16 protein-coding genes are annotated in these 21,695 nt (G+C 42.8%); 9 read left to right on the forward strand and 7 right to left on the reverse strand.

The genetic code is table 11. From position 1 onward, the window contains the following. Window positions 1-45: 45 nt before the first annotated feature. The gene (alaS, locus tag D1136_RS01855; RefSeq protein ID WP_161875931.1) at window positions 46-2,679 is read right to left on the reverse strand and encodes an alanine--tRNA ligase; all 2,634 of its coding nucleotides are present in this window, start codon (window positions 2,677-2,679) and stop codon (window positions 46-48) included. 189 nt (window positions 2,680-2,868) lie between these two features. Between alaS and D1136_RS01860 the strand changes: the two genes are divergently transcribed. From D1136_RS01860 to rlmD, 7 genes are read left to right on the forward strand one after another with little or no spacing between them, the layout of a single operon-like run. Beyond that, window positions 2,869-3,840 (forward strand): M23 family metallopeptidase, encoded by a 972-nt coding sequence (locus D1136_RS01860; protein ID WP_161875932.1) that lies wholly within the window; start codon window positions 2,869-2,871, stop codon window positions 3,838-3,840. Between the two features lie 11 nt (window positions 3,841-3,851). Continuing rightward, on the forward strand, window positions 3,852-4,187 hold the full coding sequence (locus D1136_RS01865) for a MerR family transcriptional regulator (RefSeq protein ID WP_161875933.1): 336 nt from the start codon (window positions 3,852-3,854) through the stop codon (window positions 4,185-4,187). Window positions 4,188-4,216: 29 nt separating this feature from the next. Continuing rightward, a complete protein-coding gene (locus D1136_RS01870) occupies window positions 4,217-5,314 on the forward strand; it encodes a Nif3-like dinuclear metal center hexameric protein (protein WP_161875934.1) in 1,098 nt (365 codons plus the stop codon). A 50-nt stretch (window positions 5,315-5,364) separates the two neighbouring features. After that, window positions 5,365-6,207 carry a zinc ribbon domain-containing protein gene (locus tag D1136_RS01875; RefSeq protein ID WP_161875935.1) on the forward strand — a complete coding sequence of 281 codons (843 nt, stop codon included), beginning with the start codon at window positions 5,365-5,367 and terminating at the stop codon, window positions 6,205-6,207. A 52-nt stretch (window positions 6,208-6,259) separates the two neighbouring features. Next, window positions 6,260-8,881: a valine--tRNA ligase gene (locus D1136_RS01880; protein ID WP_161875936.1), complete on the forward strand. Its 2,622-nt coding sequence runs from the start codon at window positions 6,260-6,262 to the stop codon at window positions 8,879-8,881. A 28-nt stretch (window positions 8,882-8,909) separates the two neighbouring features. Continuing rightward, a complete protein-coding gene (locus tag D1136_RS01885; protein ID WP_161875937.1) occupies window positions 8,910-9,596 on the forward strand; it encodes an NAD-dependent deacylase in 687 nt (228 codons plus the stop codon). 19 nt (window positions 9,597-9,615) lie between these two features. Continuing rightward, window positions 9,616-11,028, forward strand: coding sequence for a 23S rRNA (uracil(1939)-C(5))-methyltransferase RlmD (rlmD, locus tag D1136_RS01890; protein WP_161875938.1), 1,413 nt, complete (start codon window positions 9,616-9,618; stop codon window positions 11,026-11,028). A 100-nt stretch (window positions 11,029-11,128) separates the two neighbouring features. Here rlmD and D1136_RS01895 read toward each other — a convergent pair whose 3' ends face one another. Both D1136_RS01895 and D1136_RS01900 read right to left on the reverse strand, forming a co-directional pair. Continuing rightward, a complete protein-coding gene (locus D1136_RS01895) occupies window positions 11,129-11,617 on the reverse strand; it encodes a Dps family protein (RefSeq protein WP_161875939.1) in 489 nt (162 codons plus the stop codon). A 175-nt stretch (window positions 11,618-11,792) separates the two neighbouring features. After that, window positions 11,793-14,096, reverse strand: coding sequence for a DPP IV N-terminal domain-containing protein (locus D1136_RS01900; RefSeq protein WP_370461306.1), 2,304 nt, complete (start codon window positions 14,094-14,096; stop codon window positions 11,793-11,795). Between the two features lie 135 nt (window positions 14,097-14,231). Between D1136_RS01900 and D1136_RS01905 the strand changes: the two genes are divergently transcribed. Together D1136_RS01905 and pckA are read left to right on the forward strand one after the other, a co-directional pair. Then, a complete protein-coding gene (locus D1136_RS01905) occupies window positions 14,232-14,792 on the forward strand; it encodes a hypothetical protein (protein ID WP_161875941.1) in 561 nt (186 codons plus the stop codon). Between the two features lie 126 nt (window positions 14,793-14,918). Beyond that, window positions 14,919-16,526, forward strand: a complete 1,608-nt coding sequence (gene pckA, locus D1136_RS01910; protein WP_161875942.1) for a phosphoenolpyruvate carboxykinase (ATP) — start codon at window positions 14,919-14,921, stop codon at window positions 16,524-16,526. 63 nt (window positions 16,527-16,589) lie between these two features. Here the strand turns inward: pckA and D1136_RS01915 are convergent, their stop codons facing one another. From D1136_RS01915 to D1136_RS01930, 4 genes are read right to left on the reverse strand one after another with little or no spacing between them, the layout of a single operon-like run. Further along, window positions 16,590-17,735 (reverse strand): thioredoxin family protein, encoded by a 1,146-nt coding sequence (locus tag D1136_RS01915; RefSeq protein WP_161875943.1) that lies wholly within the window; start codon window positions 17,733-17,735, stop codon window positions 16,590-16,592. A gap of 34 nt (window positions 17,736-17,769) precedes the next feature. After that, complete coding sequence (locus tag D1136_RS01920) at window positions 17,770-19,302, reverse strand: PKD-like family lipoprotein (RefSeq protein WP_161875944.1); 1,533 nt, start codon at window positions 19,300-19,302, stop codon at window positions 17,770-17,772. A 21-nt stretch (window positions 19,303-19,323) separates the two neighbouring features. Then, window positions 19,324-20,181, reverse strand: coding sequence for a DUF4843 domain-containing protein (locus D1136_RS01925; protein WP_161875945.1), 858 nt, complete (start codon window positions 20,179-20,181; stop codon window positions 19,324-19,326). A 3-nt stretch (window positions 20,182-20,184) separates the two neighbouring features. Beyond that, on the reverse strand, window positions 20,185-21,675 hold the full coding sequence (locus D1136_RS01930; protein ID WP_161875946.1) for a RagB/SusD family nutrient uptake outer membrane protein: 1,491 nt from the start codon (window positions 21,673-21,675) through the stop codon (window positions 20,185-20,187). Window positions 21,676-21,695 lie beyond the last annotated feature (20 nt).

Genomic DNA, 21,695 nt, shown 5'->3' on the forward strand with positions numbered 1-21,695 from the left:
AAACATACTGGTCATGGAAAAAAATATTAAAAATTAATCGATATTTCAATCTACCTGGATTTTATGCATAATCATCTTCTCAGCATATTCCAGCGCCTTCCCAATCCCATCAGGGTCTGAACCGCCGGCAGTAGCAAAGAAGGGTTGACCGCCTCCCCCGCCTTTTATCTCACGGGCAGCTTCCCTCACGATTTGTCCGGCATTCAAGCCAAAATCCGCCACAACCTCGTTACTAATCATAACCGTCAAATGCGGTTTTCCCTCCGTCACTCCTGCGGCAATAAATACCAGTTTTTCCAATTCGCCTTTCAACTGGAAAGCCATATCTTTTACCTGAGCTGCCGGAAGCGGGAGTTGCACCGCAATAACATTTATATCCCGATATACTTTCTTTTCATTTTTCAAGCGTTCTTTCAGCAGATGTAAGCTCTCTTTTGCAAACTTCTCAGTTTCTTTTTTCAGTCCTTCGTTTTCTTCCAGAATGCCTTTTACACACTCCATCAGATTTTTGTTGCTTTTAAACATTTTCTCCATCTCCCGGATAAGATGAAAAGAATTATTAATAAATTCTTCCGCCCTATCAGCAGTGATGGCTTCGATTCGCCGCACACCTGCCGAAACGGAACTTTCCGATAAAATCTTAAAGAACCCTATCTGACCGGTAGCTGCAACGTGAGTACCTCCACACAACTCTATAGAATCACCATATTTGATGACCCGGACCAAATCTCCGTACTTCTCTCCGAATATGGCAATAGCTCCCATCTCCTGTGCCTTTGCAATAGGTATGGAACGAAACTCCTCCAAAGGAATATTGCGTCTGATCAAACGATTTACAATTGCAGCGACTTCTGTCAGCTCTTCATCCGTAACCTTTTGGAAATGAGAAAAGTCAAAGCGTAAATGTTCATCGCTCACGTACGACCCTTTTTGCTCCACATGATTTCCCAACACTTTGCGCAAAGCATAGTCCAGCAAATGGGTTGCGCTATGGTTATTAGCTGTCAGGATACGCTTATGCTCATCCACCCTGGCCACAAAAGTCCCCGTCACATCCTCCGGCAACTTTTCTACGATATGGATAGTCAACCCATTTTCCTTTTTGGTATCCACGATCCGGATTGTTTCCTTCTCTCCGGTCAGGATCCCGCTATCCCCCACCTGTCCTCCGCCTTCTCCGTAAAAAGGCGTAAGATTAAATACCAAATGATACAACGTTCTATTTTTAGCCGTCACCTTCCTGTAACGGGTGATTCTCACTTCTACCTCCGTATAGTCATACCCCACAAACTCCTGTTCATGGTCATTGCTCAATTCAATCCAATCATCCGTATCCACAGTGGCAGCAGAACGTGAGCGAGCTTTCTGCGCTTCCATTTCTGCCTTAAATTCCCGGCGATTTACTACCAGTCCCTGTTCTCTCAGAATCAGCTCCGTCAAATCAAGGGGAAAACCATAAGTATCATACAATTCAAAAGCCACATTCCCCGGAATCGTCAGAAAATTTTCCTCTTTCGTTTTGGCAATAATCTGGTCTAACAAACGTATACCCTTATCCAGCGTACGTAAAAATGCATTTTCTTCTTCCCGGATCACTTTCTCTATCATTTCCTGCTGATTACCCAATTCCGGATAATGTTTTCCCATGACCTTAACCAAAGCCGGCACCAGTTTATATATAAAAGCATCCTTCTGGTTGAGGTAAGTATAAGCATATCTTACCGCTCTCCGCAATATACGACGAATAACATAACCGGCTTTCACATTGGAAGGCAACTGCCCGTCTGTAATCGAAAAAGACACCGTACGCAAATGGTCGGCAATCACCCTCATCGCCACATCAGACTCCTGAGCCACCCCGTATTTTATTCCACTCAGCCGGGCAATCTCATCTATAAGAGGTGTAAACACATCCGTATCATAGTTGGAGGTCTTTCCTTGTACTGCCATACACAAACGCTCAAATCCCATACCCGTATCCACATGATGATTGGGAAGATTCTCCAAACTGCCGTCAGCTTTCCGGTTGTATTGCATAAATACCAGGTTCCAGATCTCTATCACCAAAGGATTATCTTTATTCACCAGTTCCCGTCCCGGTTTCAGTTTACGTTCCTCCTCCGGACGCAGGTCGATGTGAATTTCAGAACAAGGCCCGCAAGGCCCCATATCCCCCATTTCCCAGAAATTATCTTTTTTATTTCCCAACAAAATCCGTTCTTCCGGCAGGTAATTCAACCATATCTTCCGGGCCTCTGTATCTTCTTCCAACCCTTCCTCCCGGCTCCCTTCAAACACAGTCGCATACAATCGGTTTTTGTCCAGTTTCATCACTTCCGTTAAAAATTCCCAGGCATAGGCAATGGCATCTTCTTTAAAATAATCTCCAAACGACCAGTTTCCCAGCATCTCAAACATGGTATGATGATAAGTGTCATGCCCTACCTCCTCCAAATCATTGTGCTTACCCGAAACCCGCAAGCATTTCTGAGAATCCGCAACACGACAATATTTGGGATTTATATTACCAAGAATAATATCTTTAAACTGATTCATTCCCGCATTAGTAAACATCAACGTAGGGTCGTCTTTAATAACCATAGGGGCAGAAGGTACGATAGTATGTTCCTTGCCCTTAAAAAAATCCAGAAACTGTTGTCTGATCTCTTCCGATTTCATATAATTATAATTTTATTCAGGACTGCTTTTTGCACAAACGGTACGCCAGCGAACATATTTCCTATCCTCATAGCTATTTTGCGTATCTGTGAATATATCCTCCTTTAACTCATAAAGTTGCAAAAAACAGAATTGCAAAATTAGATTATTTCTTTAACTTTGCATCGAAAATTTCAATTTTATTATAAAATGGCGAAAACAGGTTATCGTTTTAATCCCGAAACGCTGTCTTACGACAAAATACATATCACTTTTAAAGCAAAACTCTGGTCCTGGCTTATCAAATTATTTTCCAGTCTATCGCTCGCACTGGTCATTTTTCTGGGGGTTTCTGCCGTTATTGATTCTCCAAAAGAAAAAGCCTTAAAACGGGAAAAGGAAGAAATCCTGGCCCAATACCATATTCTGAACAATGAGCTGGAGCGTTTAGACGAAGTATTGAAAAACCTGGAAACCCGGGATGATAACATTTATAGGGTTATCTTTGAATCAGAACCCATTGATGCTTCTATCCGCAGAGCCGGCTCCGGGGGAATCAACAAATACGAATCCCTGAAAAACATGGATAATGCGGAATTAATCATCAACACCAGTAAAAAACTGGACGAATTGGCCAAAGCCATTTATATCCAAAGCAAATCTTACGACGAGATAGAAACCCTGGCTAAAAATAAAATTGAAATGCTGGCTTCTATCCCCACCATCCTACCGGTTTCCCTGAAAAATAAAAAGACTCGCTTTTCTTCCTCTTTCGGCTATCGGATCCATCCCATCTACAAAACGGTAAAATTACATGCCGGCATGGATTTTTCAGGGGCAGTAGGTACCCCCATTTATGCTACCGGCAACGGAAAAATAGTATATGCTGAAATCCACCAGGGATATGGAAAATGCGTCCTCATAGACCATGGCTTTAATTATCAGACTCTGTATGCCCACATGAGCGCCTACAATGTAAAAGCGGGCCAAAAGGTAAAACGGGGTGACATCATCGGATATATGGGCAACACCGGTATGTCTACGGGACCACATCTACATTACGAAGTCAAAAAAAACGGACTTCCGGTAAACCCGATCAATTATTACTTCAACGACCTGACTGCCGACGAATATGATCAATTGGTAACCGAAGCCAACAACAACGGTCAAACCATGGATTAATCCGACAAATTATGGAACAAGAAAAACAACCTTTAAAAGTCTACTATACAATTGGCGAAGTCGCCGATATGTTCGGGGTGAATACTTCTCTGATCCGTTTTTGGGAAAAAGAGTTCGACATTATCAAACCCCATAAAAATAAAAAAGGCAACCGGCAGTTTACCAAAGCCGATATTGATAATTTTCATCTGATATATCATTTAGTCAAAGAAAAAAAGATGACTTTACGAGGTGCCCAGATGAAACTGAGAGAAAACAAGACCGACACAGAAGTAAACTTCGAAGTTGTCAAACGCCTGAAAATCATCAAACAAGAGTTGCTCTCCATAAAAGAACAGCTCTCCTGACATCTTTCCGAAAACCGGCCCCGAAACCCATGACAACAGTTAAAGACATCACCAGACTCATTGAAGAGTTCGCACCTTTATGTTTACAGGAAAGTTATGATAATGCCGGATTGGTTTGCGGAAATCCGGAAGCACAGATATCCTCTGTTTTATTGACCATCGACATTACAGAAGAAGTTATCGATGAAGCAATCGCAGGAGGGCATAATCTGATTATTTCCCACCACCCCCTCATTTTCCAAGGCATCAAAAACCTGCTTCCTGACAATTACGTCAAACGTTGTCTGGTCAAAGCCATACAACACAATCTGAATATCTATTCCGCCCACACCAATTTGGATATGGCCCCTCACGGCGTAAGCGCACGCATGGCAGACAAGCTGGAATTAATCCATCAAAAAATACTTCATCCGGCCGGAAAACTTTATACATTTTCCTTTTATACCCCTCTCGCAGATGCCGAGCGGGTACGGACAGCAATTCTGGCCGAAGGAGGCGGACATATCGGTCAATACAGCCATTGCTCTTTCAACACCGAAGGGAAAGGCACATTCCAGGCTCACCCGGGAGCCCGACCTTATGTCGGCGAAATTGGCAAAATCCATGAAGAACAAGAGGTCAAAACAGAGCTTACCATACCCCAGCATTTACTGAACCAAAGCATCCGCACACTCCTTGCCGCCCACCCTTACGAAGAACCCGTCTGGAATATAACAGAACTGGATAAGGCTAACCCCATAACAGGCTTAGGCATCATCGGAGAACTTCCCCAGCCGGCAGACAGCCTTACTTTTCTTCGGCAAGTAAAAGAAATTTTTCATTGTTCCGGACTCCGCCACTCCCCTATCTGCAAACCGGTCATTGAAAAAGTTGCCGTATGCGGAGGTTCCGGGGCTTTTTTAACCCGGGATGCTATTGCACAAAAAGCAGACATATACATTAGTGCCGACTATAAATACCATGATTTTTTTGAAGCGGAAAATCAAATTATCATTGCTGACATCGGACATTACGAAAGCGAACAATACACAAAAGAAATTTTTTATGAGTTAGTTACAAAAAAATTATCTAACTTTGCAATCCAGTTTTCGAAGGTCACCACCAACCCTGTTCATTATTTACTTTAAACGGCGAGGGACCGGAATCTGTAACTTGTTAACTTGTAACGACAATTTATATGGCAACAAACAACAATGAAAAACTGCAGGAACTTTCTGTTGAAGAAAAATTGCAGCATCTTTACGAACTACAACGCATAGATACAGAAATTGATAAAATCAGGACTCTGCGGGGAGAACTTCCTTTAGAAGTCCAGGATTTGGAAGACGAAATTGCCGGCCTGGAGACCCGTCTTGAAAACCTGAAAAATGAAATCAGTGAAGCCGATAAAAGCGTAACTGCCAAAAAACACGAAATCGCCAAATCAGAAGAACTGATCAAGAAATACAGTGAACAATTAGATAATGTAAGAAATAACCGCGAATACGACGCTTTAACGAAAGAAGTTGAATTCCAAAAGCTGGAAATCGAATTACAGAACAAGCGTATCCGGGAAGCCCAAAAGACGAAAGCAGAAAAAGAAGTCAGCCTGGAAGCCTCTTCCAAACAGTACGAGGAGAAAAAAACAGACTTAGACGCAAAAAAAGCCGAATTGGACGACATCATTGCTGAAACGCATAAAGACGAAGAAAGTTTAATGCAAAAATCAGAAGAATTATCCCAAAATATTGAAGAACGCCTGTTGACAGCTTACCGTAAAATCCGCTCGAATGCCCGTAACGGATTGGCAGTCGTCACCGTTGACCGTGATGCCTGCGGTGGTTGTTTCAATAAAATTCCCCCACAGCGGCAATTGGATATCCGGTCCAGAAAAAAAATCATCGTCTGTGAATATTGCGGACGTATCCTGATTGACAAATATATCTGCGACTATGACGGCAGCATGCAGAAAGCAGATTTGGAATCCGCACTGGAATCTCAGAAGAAAAAAGGGAGGAAGGTGAAAAAAACAGAAGAATAAAAAAAGCTGCTTAGGCAGCTTTTTTATTGCAATATCTATAAAATCAAACAGAATGGTTGCTACAAATTACAATCCGAAAGAAAGCGAAGAAAAATGGTACAAATACTGGATGGACCATAAATTGTTTCATTCAGAAGTGGATAACAGCAGAGAACCATATTGCGTCGTCATTCCGCCTCCCAACGTCACCGGAGTGCTTCATATGGGACATATGCTGAACAATACCATACAGGATGCTTTGGTGCGTCGTGCCCGGTTACAAGGGAAAAACGCGTGTTGGATTCCTGGTACAGACCATGCTTCTATCGCTACCGAAGCGAAAGTAGTAGCCAAACTTCAGGACGAAGGAATAAAGAAGACCGACCTGACACGGGAAGAGTTTTTGAAACATGCCTGGGCATGGACGGAAAAGCACGGCGGAATTATCCTTAAACAGCTCCGCCGCCTGGGAGCTTCCTGTGATTGGGACCGTACAGCTTTTACCATGGATGAATTACGAAGTGAAAGCGTGCTTAAGGTATTCGTAGACCTTTACAACAAAGGCCTGATTTACCGGGGAGTCAGAATGGTGAACTGGGATCCGGCCGCTTTAACCGCTCTCTCAGACGAAGAAGTTGTATATAAAGAAGAACACAGTAAATTATATTACCTCCGCTACAAGATTGAAGGAGAAGATGGTTATGCCATCGTTGCCACGACCCGGCCGGAGACCATCATGGGAGATACTGCCATGTGTATCAACCCCAAAGACCCCAAAAACCAACATTTAAAAGGTAAAAAAGTAATTGTTCCGTTAGTGAACCGGGTAATCCCTGTTATTGAGGACGAATATGTTGATATTGAGTTCGGTACAGGTTGTTTGAAAGTCACTCCGGCGCACGACGTAAACGACTATATGCTGGGCGAAAAATACAATTTACCTTCAATCGATATTTTCAACGACAACGGAACAATCAGTGAAGCTGCCGGATTATATGTAGGCATGGATCGTTTTGCCGTACGCCAGCAAATTGAAGAAGACCTGAAAACAGCTGGTCTGCTTGAAAAAGTAGAAGCCTATACCAATAATGTCGGTTTCTCCGAGCGTACCCATGTTCCCATTGAACCTAAACTTTCCATGCAATGGTTCCTGAAAATGGAGCATTTGGCTAAGATTGCATTAAACCCTGTTCTGGAGGATGAGATTCGTTTTTTCCCTGCCAAATTCAAAAATACCTACCGGCATTGGATGGAAAACATCAAGGACTGGTGCATCAGCCGTCAATTGTGGTGGGGACACCGTATACCTGCATGGTATCTGCCCGAAGGAGGATATGTAGTAGCTACGACAGCAGAAGAAGCACTTCGTCTGGCACAAGAAAAAAGTGGCAATAAAACATTGACACAAGCCGATTTACGTCAGGATGAAGACTGTCTGGATACTTGGTTTTCTTCATGGCTATGGCCCATCTCCCTGTTCGATGGTATAAATCACCCGGATAATCCCGAAATCAATTACTACTATCCGACCAATGACCTGGTAACCGGCCCGGATATTATTTTCTTCTGGGTTGCCCGTATGATTATGGCCGGCTATGAGTATCGCGGAAAAATGCCGTTCAAGAATGTCTATTTCACCGGCATTGTAAGAGACAAATTGGGACGGAAAATGTCAAAATCACTGGGCAATTCTCCAGACCCTCTGGATTTAATCGACAAATACGGAGCAGACGGTGTACGTGTGGGCATGCTACTGTGTGCCCCGGCAGGCGGAGACCTGTTGTTTGACGAAAGCCTTCCGGAACAAGGAAGAAATTTCGCTACCAAAATATGGAATGCTTTCAAACTGGTAAAATCATGGGAAGTGACCGACCAGCCACAGCCTGAACATTCACGTTTAGCCATCCAGTGGTTTGAACAATACCTGAACAAAGCAAACGAGCTCCTGAACACTCAATTTGAACAATATCGGATTTCAGAAGCTCTGATGACCATCTATACCACATTCCGGGATGAGTTTTCTTCCTGGTTGCTGGAAATCATCAAACCGGCCTACGGACAACCCATTGACCAGACCACATACGAACAAACACTCCGTATTTTTGAGCATTTACTCCAGTTGCTCCATCCGTTTATGCCATTTATTACAGAAGAAATCTGGCAAAAATTACGGAACAGACAAGACGGGGAAAGTATTATGGTCTCTTTATTGCCCGGAACATCTGCATATGACGAGTCTTTATTAACCCGGTTTGAAGCTGTGAAAAACATCATTGTAGGAATTCGCAATGTCCGCAAACAAAACAACGTGGCCTTTAAAGATGCCCTGGAACTGAAAATCAAGTCAAACGACCGTTATCCATCCGACCAGACCAGCATCATCAGCAAAATGGGAAATATCCAGTCCATCGAAACGGTCAATGAAACTGTAAAAGGTGCCTGGAGTTTTATCGCAGATACCGTAGAATACTTCATTCCGGCAAGCGGGCAGGTAAATACCGAAGAAGTAAAAGCCAAACTGGAAGAAGAATTAACTTATACCAAAGGTTTCCTGGCCTCTGTCATGAAAAAATTAAGTAATGAAAAGTTCATGAACGGAGCACCGGAACAGGTGGTGAACAACGAACGCAAGAAACAAGCCGATGCAGAAGCTAAAATTGCAGCCATAGAGGCTCAATTGGCAGAACTCCGGTAAACTTTTTGCTTTTATCAAAATATCAACAATGAAACTGGTTGTTCTGACAGGAGCAGGCATGAGCGCTGAAAGCGGTATCAAAACTTTCCGGGACAGCGATGGTATGTGGGAAAACTACCGCATCGAAGATGTATGTACCCCTGAAGCCTTAGCCCGCAACCCGGCTGCCGTCAATCACTTTTACAATGAAAGGCGGAAGCAACTTTACGAAGCCCAACCGAATACAGGACATAAAGGCCTGGCGGCATTGGAAAAATATTTTGATGTAAAAATCATTACCCAGAATATTGATGACCTGCACGAACGGGCCGGTAGCCGGCAGGTTCTTCATTTGCACGGAGAATTAAAAAAAGTGCGAAGCAGTAAAAATCCGGAGTTGATTTATGACCTCGAAGGTTGGGAATTGAAGCCGGGGACTCTTTGCGAGGATGGTTCCCCGCTTCGTCCTCATGTCGTATTTTTCGGAGAAGCAGTACCTAATATGGAACCGGCAATCGAAGTCCTCCGCCAAGCCGACCTTTTCGTCATTATCGGAACCTCATTAGCCGTTTATCCGGCTGCCAGCTTATTACATTATGCACCCGAAGGCATCCCGGTATTTGTCATAGATCCCTGCATTCCGGCAGAAGCCCGTCACCGGGGTTTCTACCTCATTGAAAAAGAAGCCTCAGAAGGTGTAAAAGAATTGCAAAAAATATTATTGGGAAAGTGCTAAACCTAAAAGAATAAAAACAGTGGGAAGAGGAAAAAAACCTTTACTGGAAAAAGTCAAAATCAGTAAAATTGCTGCAGAAGGAAAATCAATCGCTTATGTTGATGACAAAGTCCTGTTTGTCCCCAACACCGTTCCAGGCGACATTGTTGATGTTCAGGTAACCCGAAAACGAAAAAGTTTTCTGGAAGGATATGTTACCCACATGCACCAGGAATCGGATTTACGCATTTCCCCCGTCTGTGCTCATTTCGGAGTCTGCGGAGGATGTAAATGGCAAAATCTGCCTTACGAAAAACAACTGGAATTCAAACAACAGGAAATCGCCGACAATCTGCAACGAATCGGTAAAGTCACCCCACAAGACATCCGTCCGATTATTGGTTCTGCCCAGCAATTCTATTACCGGAACAAATTAGAGTTCACTTTTTCTGATAAACGATTTCTAACCCGGGAAGAAATCAGGCAGGAAACAAATTTAGAGCGGACTCCCGCCCTGGGATTTCATGTACCCGGGTTATTTGACAAGGTAGTAGACATTACTCATTGTTGCCTGCAGGGTTCTCTTTCCAACGAAATCAGAAATTTTATCAGACAATATGGAGTAGAACACGGACTCCGTTTTTACAATATCCGGGAACAACACGGATTTTTACGAACCCTGATTATCCGAACTGCTTCCACGGGAGAAATTATGGTTATTCTGGCTTTCGGACAAGAAGAGCCTACAGCCCGGGAGGCCTTGCTCGAAGCACTGAAAAATAATTTTCCGCAAATCACTTCCCTCCTGTATGTCATCAACGAAAAACTGAATGATAATCTGACAGACCAACAGATTCTCTGTTATTACGGACAGGATTATATTTTTGAAGAAATGGAGGGCCTGAAATTCAAAATAGGTCCAAAATCCTTTTACCAGACTAACTCAGAACAAGCCTACCACCTTTACAGCAAAACCCGTGAACTTGCAGCCCTGACAGGTGAGGAAACAGTCTATGATTTGTACACTGGCACTGGCACTATCGCTAATTTCATAGCCCGGAAGGCCCGAAAAGTCATCGGAATAGAATATGTACCTGAAGCCATTGAGGATGCAAAAGTCAATTCAGAAATCAACAGTATTCATAATACCGCATTTTATGCCGGAGACATGAAAGAGGTCCTGAATGCCGGTTTTATCAGTCAACACGGTCACCCTGATGTGATCATCACCGACCCGCCACGGGCAGGCATGCATCCCGATGTCATTCAAACGATCCTGAACGCCGCTCCGCACCGGATTGTCTACGTTAGTTGTAATTCAGCCACCCAGGCCCGGGATCTCCAGCTTATGTCAGAAGCCTATGAAGTAAAAACCGTACAACCGGTTGATATGTTTCCCCACACCCATCATGTGGAGAACATTGTTTTGTTACACAAAAAGAACTGTCTATAAAACAATAAAAATGTCCGGAAAATCTTTTGGCCTACCCCCTGCATAAGGTGATAAGATAGTCCCCAAAAGATTTTCCGGACAACTTCATTTTATTTCCTGTTTATTTTTCCAGATAAGCCCGGATCATCCAGGCTATTTTTTCTTTTTTCTCAATCATGTCTTCCAGAAAATTGGTTGTTCCTGCATCATCCGTCTCTTCCTCTTTTTCCAATTGTTCAATATCTTTTCGGATTTCCCGAATCAGAGTATCGTTATCTTCACTCAAAATGGCCAGCATTTCTTTAGCATTCGGCAGTGGCTCCGAATCACAATGCTCCTTAATACGGTTATGTTCCAGATAACCTGCAAGAGAACCGACAGGACGCTCATCCAAAGAACGGATTCGCTCAGCAATGGAATCAATATCCTCAATCAAACCATTGTATAAATCCTCCATGAACACATGGTAGGAATGGAAGCTAACCCCTTTTACATTCCAATGATAATTCCAGGTTTTTGCCAACAATACAAAATGGTCCGCCAACAAATTATTCAAAACGTTTTTACTCGCTTTTACCTGACCTTCATTTAATCCAATATTTGCAGCCATAACAAAATACTTTAATTTAAACATTTATGTATGGCTATAAACGAAGCTAAAACGTTTTTGTTACAATTCTTATCCCATTCCCAAGAAACCGTTTCAGACAATTCACATCCGGATACAATCATATTTTCCCACAGGTGTACTGAAAGAAAACACAATTGCATCCGCGACATGGTGATTAATGCCTTTTTTCAAATCCATCTATTTCATAAAAATAGTCGGCGCTGGCATCACCCAGCAAATATTTTGCAAAATGGAACCACATTCTGTATTGGTAAAAATCATTGGCTCTGCCACCATATCCATGTCTTTGCCCGGGCAACATGATCAGGTCGAAATTCTTTCCCGCCTGTATCAAAGCATTCGCCATACGCAAAGTATTTCCGGGATGAACATTATTATCTATATCGCCGGTCACCAACAATAAATACCCTTTAAAATTCGATGCCAGTTGCGAATTAGTAGCAATCTTACTCTCAAAGGAAATTTCTTCACGGTCTCCCTTCACGGTATCTTTCACCGTCTTTTTTATTTCTTTCACCCCATGATGGGTTTCGCCCCACCACTGATTGTATATATTGTTATCATGGTTACCAGAAGAAGATACTGCGGCTGTATAAAAATCAGGATACATACAAAGGGCAGCCGTAGACATAAATCCACCTCCTGAATGCCCGAAGATACCGACTTTCTTCAAATCTATAAAAGGATAACGGTCTGCCAATTGTTCTATTCCATACTTATCATCCGCCAAAGCATAATCCCTCAAATTATTGTATCCGTAAGTATGATACCATTTTTCCCGTTGGGGACTTCCTCCCCTGTGTCCAAAATTCACCACAATAAAACCTACCTGAGCCAAAGCACAGTTATAAACCCCTGAAACGGAAAAATCAAAAGGTACAGCTTCCGTTTGAGGTCCGGGATATACATAAGATATCACAGGATAAGTCTTCGTAGAATCGAAATCTACCGGTTTCCACATCACCCCATACAAATCGGTCACTCCATCTTTGGCTTTGACCGTAAAGCGCTCCGGCATTTTCCAACCCATCTCATACAAACGCCGCAGGTCAGGACGAGCCAGTTCCAGAATCACTTTTCCCTTATTATCGCGTAATACAGAACGCGGTTCTAAATCCACCCGGGAATAATTATCCACCAGATACTTCCCTGATTTCGAAACCGTTACACTATGATTGGCATCCTCTGGCGTTAACAAACTCACACCTTCTCTATCCAAACTTGCTTTATAAACACAAGAGTAATAGGGATTCCGGCCCTTTTCACGTCCATACCCTTCAAAATAAATAGTACGGCCAACCGTATCTACACGCAACATCTTACCGGCAACCCATTCCCCGGAAGTAATGGCATTCTTCAAAGTCCCCTTTCCATCATAATGGTAAAAATGTCCCCAACCAGTCCTTTCTGACCACCATATCAGATCTTTACCCTCTTCCAATACAGAAAAATGATAAAGCTGGTCATTAAAATAAGGTTTCGACTTTTCCTGAATCAACACCGTCACCTCCCCGGTTTCCAGATCGGCCGTACAAATTTCCAATTCGTCACAAGTACGCTTTTTTCGTTGGAAAAAAAGCCGGTCCGTAGATTTCCCCGTATGAAGAATCCTCAATGACTGATCCGGCCATTTTTCTGTATTTACTTTTATTTTCTCCCGGGAGACCACATCAAAAATCAGTAATTCATGCTGGGCCACTTCTTTATCCCCCGGCATCGTATAGCGGTACTCCTCCAGTCTCGGACGCTTTGACAAAACATCAATCACCCACAAATCCTTTACTTTTCTTTCATCGGAGCGCACAACATATAACTTTTTAGAATCTTTCAACCAGTGAGCCCTTGCCCAGGTCCTTTTACTACTGGTATCCCTGCTGTTGGATGCATAAGAATAGAAAGGCTCTCCATCTTCTGTCAACTGAATCTCCACAGAATCCTTGTCGTTGGCCTTCATCAGGTAAAGATTATGCTTCCTGGCAAATACAATATAAGTACTGTCCGGCGAATATTTAGCCCAATAATTTTCGTCTTTTTTATTTTTTACCGAATCCTTCTGCTCCAGCAAGCGGGTCTTCACATTATATTCATAATGAAACTCATCCACTTTAAATTTCAAGGTTTTCCCATCTTTATTAAACTCTAAATCCTTAAGGGGCAAAGATTTTATGGAATAAGGCTTTGAAGTTATCTTTGTCAATTCCTGCGCCATATACTCATTTTCAAAAAGGAAATCCTGAGTTTTCTTTGCAGGGTCTACCAAATAATAACGGGTCCCATCTTCAGTCTTATAAGAATACCAAAACTTATCGCTATTCTCCAGAAAATGTGGTCGTACATTGAGGGAACCTGTCTCCCATGCTGCTTTTCTGAACTTTTCAGCTTGTCGGTAATTTGCCTTTTGTCCGAACAAGGGTATAACCAATCCCCAAATAACTCCCAATAACACCAATTTCATCATACGCATACTTTATTAAATATTAAACTTTCCAAAAGTACAATGATAAAAAAAAAGAGTATCAAAACAAAAACATTTGCTAATTTTGCCAAAACACACAGAAAACAGGATAGATAAACCACTTCTTTTCAAAAAATCATGGACGATTTTAAAATCATACACAAAGAACTGGAGAACCGCTTTAAAGAAATCCGGCAACGCATCCACCGTCTACAAAGCGGAGGTACAATTGACAGCCTGAAAAATATAGGCGCCGACACCTCCCGTCAAATTGGTGCAAGCTATGTTTCTTTAAAGCAATTAGCTGAAAACTATTCTCCGGACGAATCTTTGGCCATTTTACTGTGGAATACCCAAAAAAGAGAAGAACAAATTATGGCTTGTCTGCTGTTGCCCTGGGATATAAATAAAGAAAAAATTACGCAATTAATCACCCAATGTATTAGTTTCGAAATCGCCGGTTATTTAGGTTCCCTATGCCTCTGCAAACGAAAAGACCTGATTCAGTTTGCTATTCCTTGGCTGGATTCCGGAATTCCTTATCAACAGACAGCCATGCTTACCGCCTTGGCAAGACATCTTATTCTTTATAAAGAAGATCCTTACATTACAAAAACATTTTTCACTTCTGTCGTCAACCGGAATTTCCCGGATAAATATGTACAATTAATGGCAGAACGCTATCGTTTCAACACTTAATAAATGTTAAACGTAAGTTTTAATCTTTCAGAAAAGATTTTAAATAAGAAATCTTTCTTACATTTGTAAAATAATTACGGAAAAAAAGTATTAATAAAAATCGTCTAATATAAAATTATTACCATTATGTCGAAATTAGATTTAAGCAAGTATGGCATTACAAACGTCAAAGAAATTATTCACAATCCTTCTTATGACGAATTATTTACAGCAGAAACTGATTCTTCTTTAACAGGCTATGAAAAAGGTCAGGTGACAGAATTGGGCGCAGTAAATGTAATGACCGGTATTTATACAGGTCGTTCTCCGAAAGATAAATTCTTTGTAAAGAACGAAGCCAGTGCAGACAGCGTATGGTGGACTTCTGAAGAATACAAAAACGATAACAAACCATGTTCCGAAGAAGCTTGGGCAGACCTGAAAGCCAAAGCTGTAAAAGAATTATCTGGCAAGAAATTGTATGTCGTAGATACTTTCTGCGGAGCTAACGAAGGAACTCGACTGAAAGTTCGTTTTATCATGGAAGTAGCCTGGCAGGCACACTTTGTAAAAAATATGTTTATCCGTCCGACTGAAGAAGAATTGGCAAATTACGGAGAGCCGGATTTCGTTTCTTTCAATGCCGCAAAAGCAAAAGTGGATAACTATAAAGAATTGGGATTAAATTCTGAAACGGCTACTGTATTTAACCTGAAAACCAAAGAGCAGGTGATTCTGAATACATGGTATGGCGGCGAAATGAAAAAAGGTATCTTCTCTATCATGAACTACCTGAACCCATTACGCGGTATTGCTTCCATGCACTGTTCAGCAAATACAGACCGGGAAGGAAAAAATACCGCTATTTTCTTCGGCTTGTCCGGGACCGGCAAAACTACTTTATCCACCGATCCGAAACGCTTGTTGATTGGGGATGACGAACACGGTTGGGACGATGAAGGAGTATTTAACTATGAAGGCGGTTGCTATGCCAAAGTTATCAATCTGGACAAAGATAGCGAACCGGATATTTACAATGCCATCAGACGTGACGCCCTTCTCGAAAACGTAACAGTTGATGCAAAGGGTAAAATTGACTTCAACGATAAATCAGTAACCGAAAACACCCGTGTTTCTTATCCTATTTATCACATTGAAAATATCGTAAAACCGGTATCCAAAGGACCGGCTGCAAAACAGGTGATTTTCCTGTCTGCTGATGCCTTTGGCGTATTGCCTCCGGTATCTATCCTGGATGCAGAACAGACAAAATATTATTTCCTGTCCGGATTTACTGCTAAATTAGCCGGAACGGAACGTGGTATCACTGAACCGACTCCTACATTTTCTGCTTGCTTCGGAGCTGCTTTCTTGTCACTGCATCCAACCAAATATGCAGAAGAACTGGTGAAGAAGATGGAAAAATCAGGAGCCAAAGCATACTTGGTAAACACCGGTTGGAATGGTACAGGCAAACGGATTTCCATTAAAGACACCCGTGGTATCATTGACGCCATCCTGGACGGCTCCATTGATAAAGCTCCGACCAAAACTATTCCATACTTCAATTTCGTAGTACCAACAACTTTGCCGGGAGTAGATCCGAATATTCTGGATCCTCGCGACACTTATGCAAATGTCAGCGAATGGGAAACCAAAGCAAAGGATTTGTCAGAACGTTTCATTAAAAACTTCAAAAAATTTGAAGGAAACGCAGCAGGTAAAGCATTGGTTACGGCAGGTCCGAAACTCTAAAACGACATAAATAAAGAAACCGCCTGACTTACATCAGGCGGTTCTTTTTTTATGACCTTCGGATTACTTCACTTCCTCCAGCATCTCTTCATACGACTGACAGTAATATTCCATAATAGGCATTGTTTTACCATTCGCCGTCATTGTCCTGCCGGAAGTATCTTTTTTACCTTTCAGCGCTTTGACGCGTTCTTTCAGGAGAGCAGCGAACTTTTTGCGTTCCCCGGAATTTTTCCATCCCTGTGCACCCTGCCCGTAAAATAAAGAATTACACGCATAATATACCTGGTCCTCTATCATACGGCTAAAATGGCTATAAGTAACCAAAGCTTCCAAAAGCAATGACCATTCCTTCGCTCCGGCAGCGCCGTCCACCAAAGCCGCTGCACGAATGCCATCGGCCTCCGGCACTCCGCATTCTTTCATGAAAGCATAATAGGCTTCCAGACCGGCAGCATCATATCCTACGATTCTCTTAGCCTCCCGTTTGAGAAACTTCTTTGCTCCCGCCTCCCACACTTTCTCCAAATGCAGGCCGGCTTTCTCGCCGTAACGTTTCACTAATTCCGACTTACGGGCATATACCGGACGGAACACAGCATAATCCGGAGTAGCATAGGTACGGAACATCTGGTATACATTCGTATCTGCAAATACGGCATCCGCCTTATCTTTCAAGAAATCATCGGCTACAGTACGCACGGTTCCCGACATGGCAGCATCGTCCAGCAACGACAGGTAGTCGCGGATAAACTCCAAAGAGCGTTCTCCTGCCGCATAGCGTTTGTGCATATCTGTCAGCCCCCCTCCCTTCACGCCATTCTCCGCAAAGTCTATCAATTCATCCACACTCAGATAACCGGCATGACGACACAACAACTCCCCCAGTGCATTCAACACAAGTAAGGTGGGATAAGCATTCACATCATATTTTTTCCGCAATTCCACACCTTCCCCTTTCTCCATGTCTATTTTCACCGATACGAAACGGGGATTGAAATAATTGCCCGCTTTCTCTTGCACAAATTCTTTGGAGGCCATCAGTTTGCAAGGACCACACCAACTGGTGTAACAATCCATAAACACCAATTTATTTTCAGCTTTAGCTGCCTCTAACGCTTTACTGAAACCACCTTCGCGGAAATTAATCTGTGCCGCCAAAGGAAAGGCCATTACGGTCAATAATATAAATAAAGCTATTCTTTTCATCTTATCGTAAATTTAATCGTTTAAACTAACTTCATTAATAAGGAAAAGTCGGAGAGGCCCAATCATACAAAAAGGCATATAAATTAGGGGACATTGGAGAATAATCCGACATGGGAATGGCATAGCATAACTTTTTCAAAATTCCTGTTCCTTCAAATGTATGCTTCGGTTCTCCGAAAGGCTGCCCCCCCTGCATTTCATACATCGCTACGGTGTATTTTCCTCCATTCTGAACTCCTATCACCAAATAGTCAAAAGCTGTTTCATAAAAAAGATTAGCCATATAAGTAACCGTTCCGGCCGGCAGGGAAGCCACCGACAAAGCAGTTTCCACTTTTTCCTTCATACTATAGCGATACAATTGGTTGTCCTTCACCGAATAAATAAAACTTCCTCTCAACCCCTTACCGGCAATGACAACAGCCGAAGCAAGTTTCTCGGCATCCAGCCGGCAGACTTCGGAAATAGTCTCCTTTTCCAGAATTACCAAATAACGTCCGTCCCCCTTCACATCGAACAGATACCAGACAGCATTATCCCCTGAATTCCAATTCCAGCCGGTAGCAACTGCCTCAGCCTTCTCAAAAGGAACGCGTACTCCGGCATAACCATCTCTATATTCGATTTCACGTCCGTCTGTACACATCAGACAATGTTCACTTTCACTCCAATAAGACAATTCCCTTCCGTTAAAAGCCTGGACAAAAGTACTGCCTCCGCAACCTTCGGGCGTAACCAATTTGCCCGTAGCATACTCACTGGCAAAAAAACCACCGCCAACACTTTCATAACAAATTCCTTTATTGGAAAAATAGTGGTTATACTCTCCTGTCGTTGCCATAGCATAAGGAATTTCATCTTCTTCCATCGTAGCATAAAACAAACTGCTACGGTCAAACATCAGCGACATATCTACCGTATTGTACACAGCAAAATTATTTTTCCCATATGCTAAAAACATGCCGGTAGCATACGTAGAAGTTGCCGTCTCCGAATCCATATGAATTTTTTTATACACCGGATTCATGTTACGCGGCTTTCCATTCAGCGGCGCGCCATAATTTTCGGTCAACAAATCATTACGTGTTATTTTCTCCTGATAGTTGTAAAAATCCAACTCAGTGTTGCCATCTGCCGTTTCTTTCAAAGCATAGAAACCATTGGAGAAGGCAGAAGTCACGTCCAAAGAAAACTCTACCAAACCAAAATAGCCCGTTTCCTTGTGTGTAGCCTCACAGATAACCGAATACTTACCAATTTTCAGTTCGACAGGGTAAGCCAGCTTTTTCCCTTCCCAGATTTTATTTTTCCGGTACTCACCTTTTTGCCCGAACTGTCCGCCATAAATATACCAGTTAAACAACAATTCATCATCTGCAAATCCTTCCACCACTGGAGTAAGTTCCAATACTGAGCTAAAAGCCACTGCCGAAGTGTCCTGAGGCAAGCCTTCCACCTTAATCTCATGTGCCCGGTTCGCCTCTGTCGCTACTGTGCTGTCGTCATCGAAACAACCGCTCAAACATGCCATCAGACATAAACATAAAAGCCATATATATTTTTTCATATCCGTTCTATTTTAAGTCGATTAATAACCATTCGCCACCGGAGTAAAATCCACCGGACCGTCTTCTTCTTCCCAGACTTTTCCAATTTCCGGATTTGCCAGACGTTCCTCATTTTCCTCTTCTAAACGCTCTGCAAACCATTGGCCCAGGTAAGCAATGTAAGCTTCATCTTTCGGAGCGAAATACCCCTGAAAATATTCATAAAAAAGAGTACTGATATATTCATCATCCCAGGATTTCTCCGTCCATTTTATCATTAATTCATGTTTCTGCGGTCCGTAAGTACCGAAATAAGAATTTAAAGAAAACTTATCCCATGCTTCCGGTTTCGTGAGACGATCAGAAATAGTCAGCGTGTAGGTTGCAAACTCCGGATAGCCGGCCTTGAACCACCCATTGTCCCTGAATGTAATTTTCAACACAACATCCCCCTCTGCTTCCAACGATGCATCACGAAGTACCACTACCGGCACCTTCACAGCCGCCGAATCGCCCGGGACCTGGTACAATGCAGCCAGCGATGGCTCATCGAAAGCCACGTAGTGTTTGCCGGCAACGGCATTGACAACCCCCTGCGTCGTATCCTCTACCTGCATCAAAGCAAGCGGCCGGCTATCTGCAGAAAGTTTACCCATAGTATTCACCCTCAGCCAGACAGTATCTCTCATCTGTCCTTCCGCAGAATTCAATTTAAAGGAATGGCTTCTGCTTCCCATTCCATCCTTCACACCAGCCGTTGTCAGGCCATCTCCATAATGAAAGGTCAGCATACACTCTTCATCCGAAAATTTCGGGAGGTCTTTTTCGCAAGCGGTTGCCAGTAACAACAATCCTCCTGCATATAATAAATTTGAAAGTTTCATAACAATACGTTTCATGGATTAAGGATTAAATTCCGTGTTTACACAATTCCAAAGCACATATACCTCATCGGTGATTTCATCGTCACACCACAACATTTCCGATGCACCTGTCCGTTTGTAGGCATAAAACATTTGTCCCTCGGCAAAGAATTCCCGACGATACTCCGGCAATAAAATGTCTGTCCGCTTAGTCTGAACATCAAAAGCATTCTCATCCAATGCCACCCCACACCCGTATAGCAGATAATCCGCATACAAATTGTTAGCCTCCTCCACATCAGTAGTCGTTTCTATAGCTATCAGATACATTTCGGCCATACGCAACATCGGAATGATTTGATAATACAAGGCCAAATCTTCGGCATCATCGGCAAACCAATACTTTTTAATGGCCGCAAATCCCGCACGACCATAACTTTTCAGATTCTTGTTCCATCCGGTCGTGTACCTGGTATCTGAATCTTTGTTTTTCGGAAACAGTTCATTCAAACAATCCAAAGTGGTATACAAATTATTGGCACGGGCATCAACATCAGCCCCCCCGATTAATATTTGGGCCACCGTCTTGACGTCATATTTGCTCAGGTAGAAAAGACATTCGTTCGGACAAGCATTATAACCGGCCGTGCGGTCCTCATCGCCGGTCAGTTCCATCACCGGTTCCCCATCAGCATCAGTAGCATCAATTACCGCTTTTGCCGTCATGTATGCTTCCTCCTTCTGTCCCAAGTAAAGATAAGCCCGCGCCTGCAATGCCTTTACCGCCCAATAATTCAAGCGGGACTGGCGATATCCCATATAGGTATCGTCCAGTTCTATGTCAGCCGGACTATTCAATTCCTCAAATGTATGACTGAAAACAGGATCGTTATCTTTCAGCAAAGTTTCTGCTTGCTTCAAATCAGACAGCAGTTTTTCTGTATAACTGTCGAAATCATACCGCATACTCTGGTCGTTGAAAGCCGTGACTTCAGAATAAGGCAGACTGACTTTTCCACTGTTTCCGCCAGGCACCTCACCGAACAGGCGGAGCACATCCAACTGACAATAGGCACGGATGGCATACGCCTCTCCCATAATCACCGACCGGGTGGCCTCATCCGGAAATACACCTGCATTTGTCTTCGCATTCGCAATGATTTTGTTTGCCTGTACAATAATATTGAACAGTTTTGAGTAAATGGCTTGTATGGCTTTACGTGCCGCATCCTGCTCGTAATCATGTGCCTTTAAATAATAATCCGCCGATTGGTCACCGTAGGACTCTTCTTTGATATACCACAAACCAGCCAACGATTCGATATGGCTCATCGTCAGTTTTTGTCCGTACGCATCCGTATTTCCCATCGCCATGTAACATCCGGTCAAGGCCGTACAGAATCCTCTGTAAGAAGAGAATTGCTCTTTTTCTTTCTGTTCCGTTTCAGGATTCACGTCCAGCCAATCATTGCACGAAACGGACAGACACCCCAAAATCACATATAATAATATGAATCTATATTTCTTCATATCTTCCAAGTTTAATCGGT

The sequence above is a fragment of the Odoribacter sp. Z80 genome, from assembly GCF_009935865.1.
GTDB lineage: Bacteria > Bacteroidota > Bacteroidia > Bacteroidales > Marinifilaceae > Odoribacter.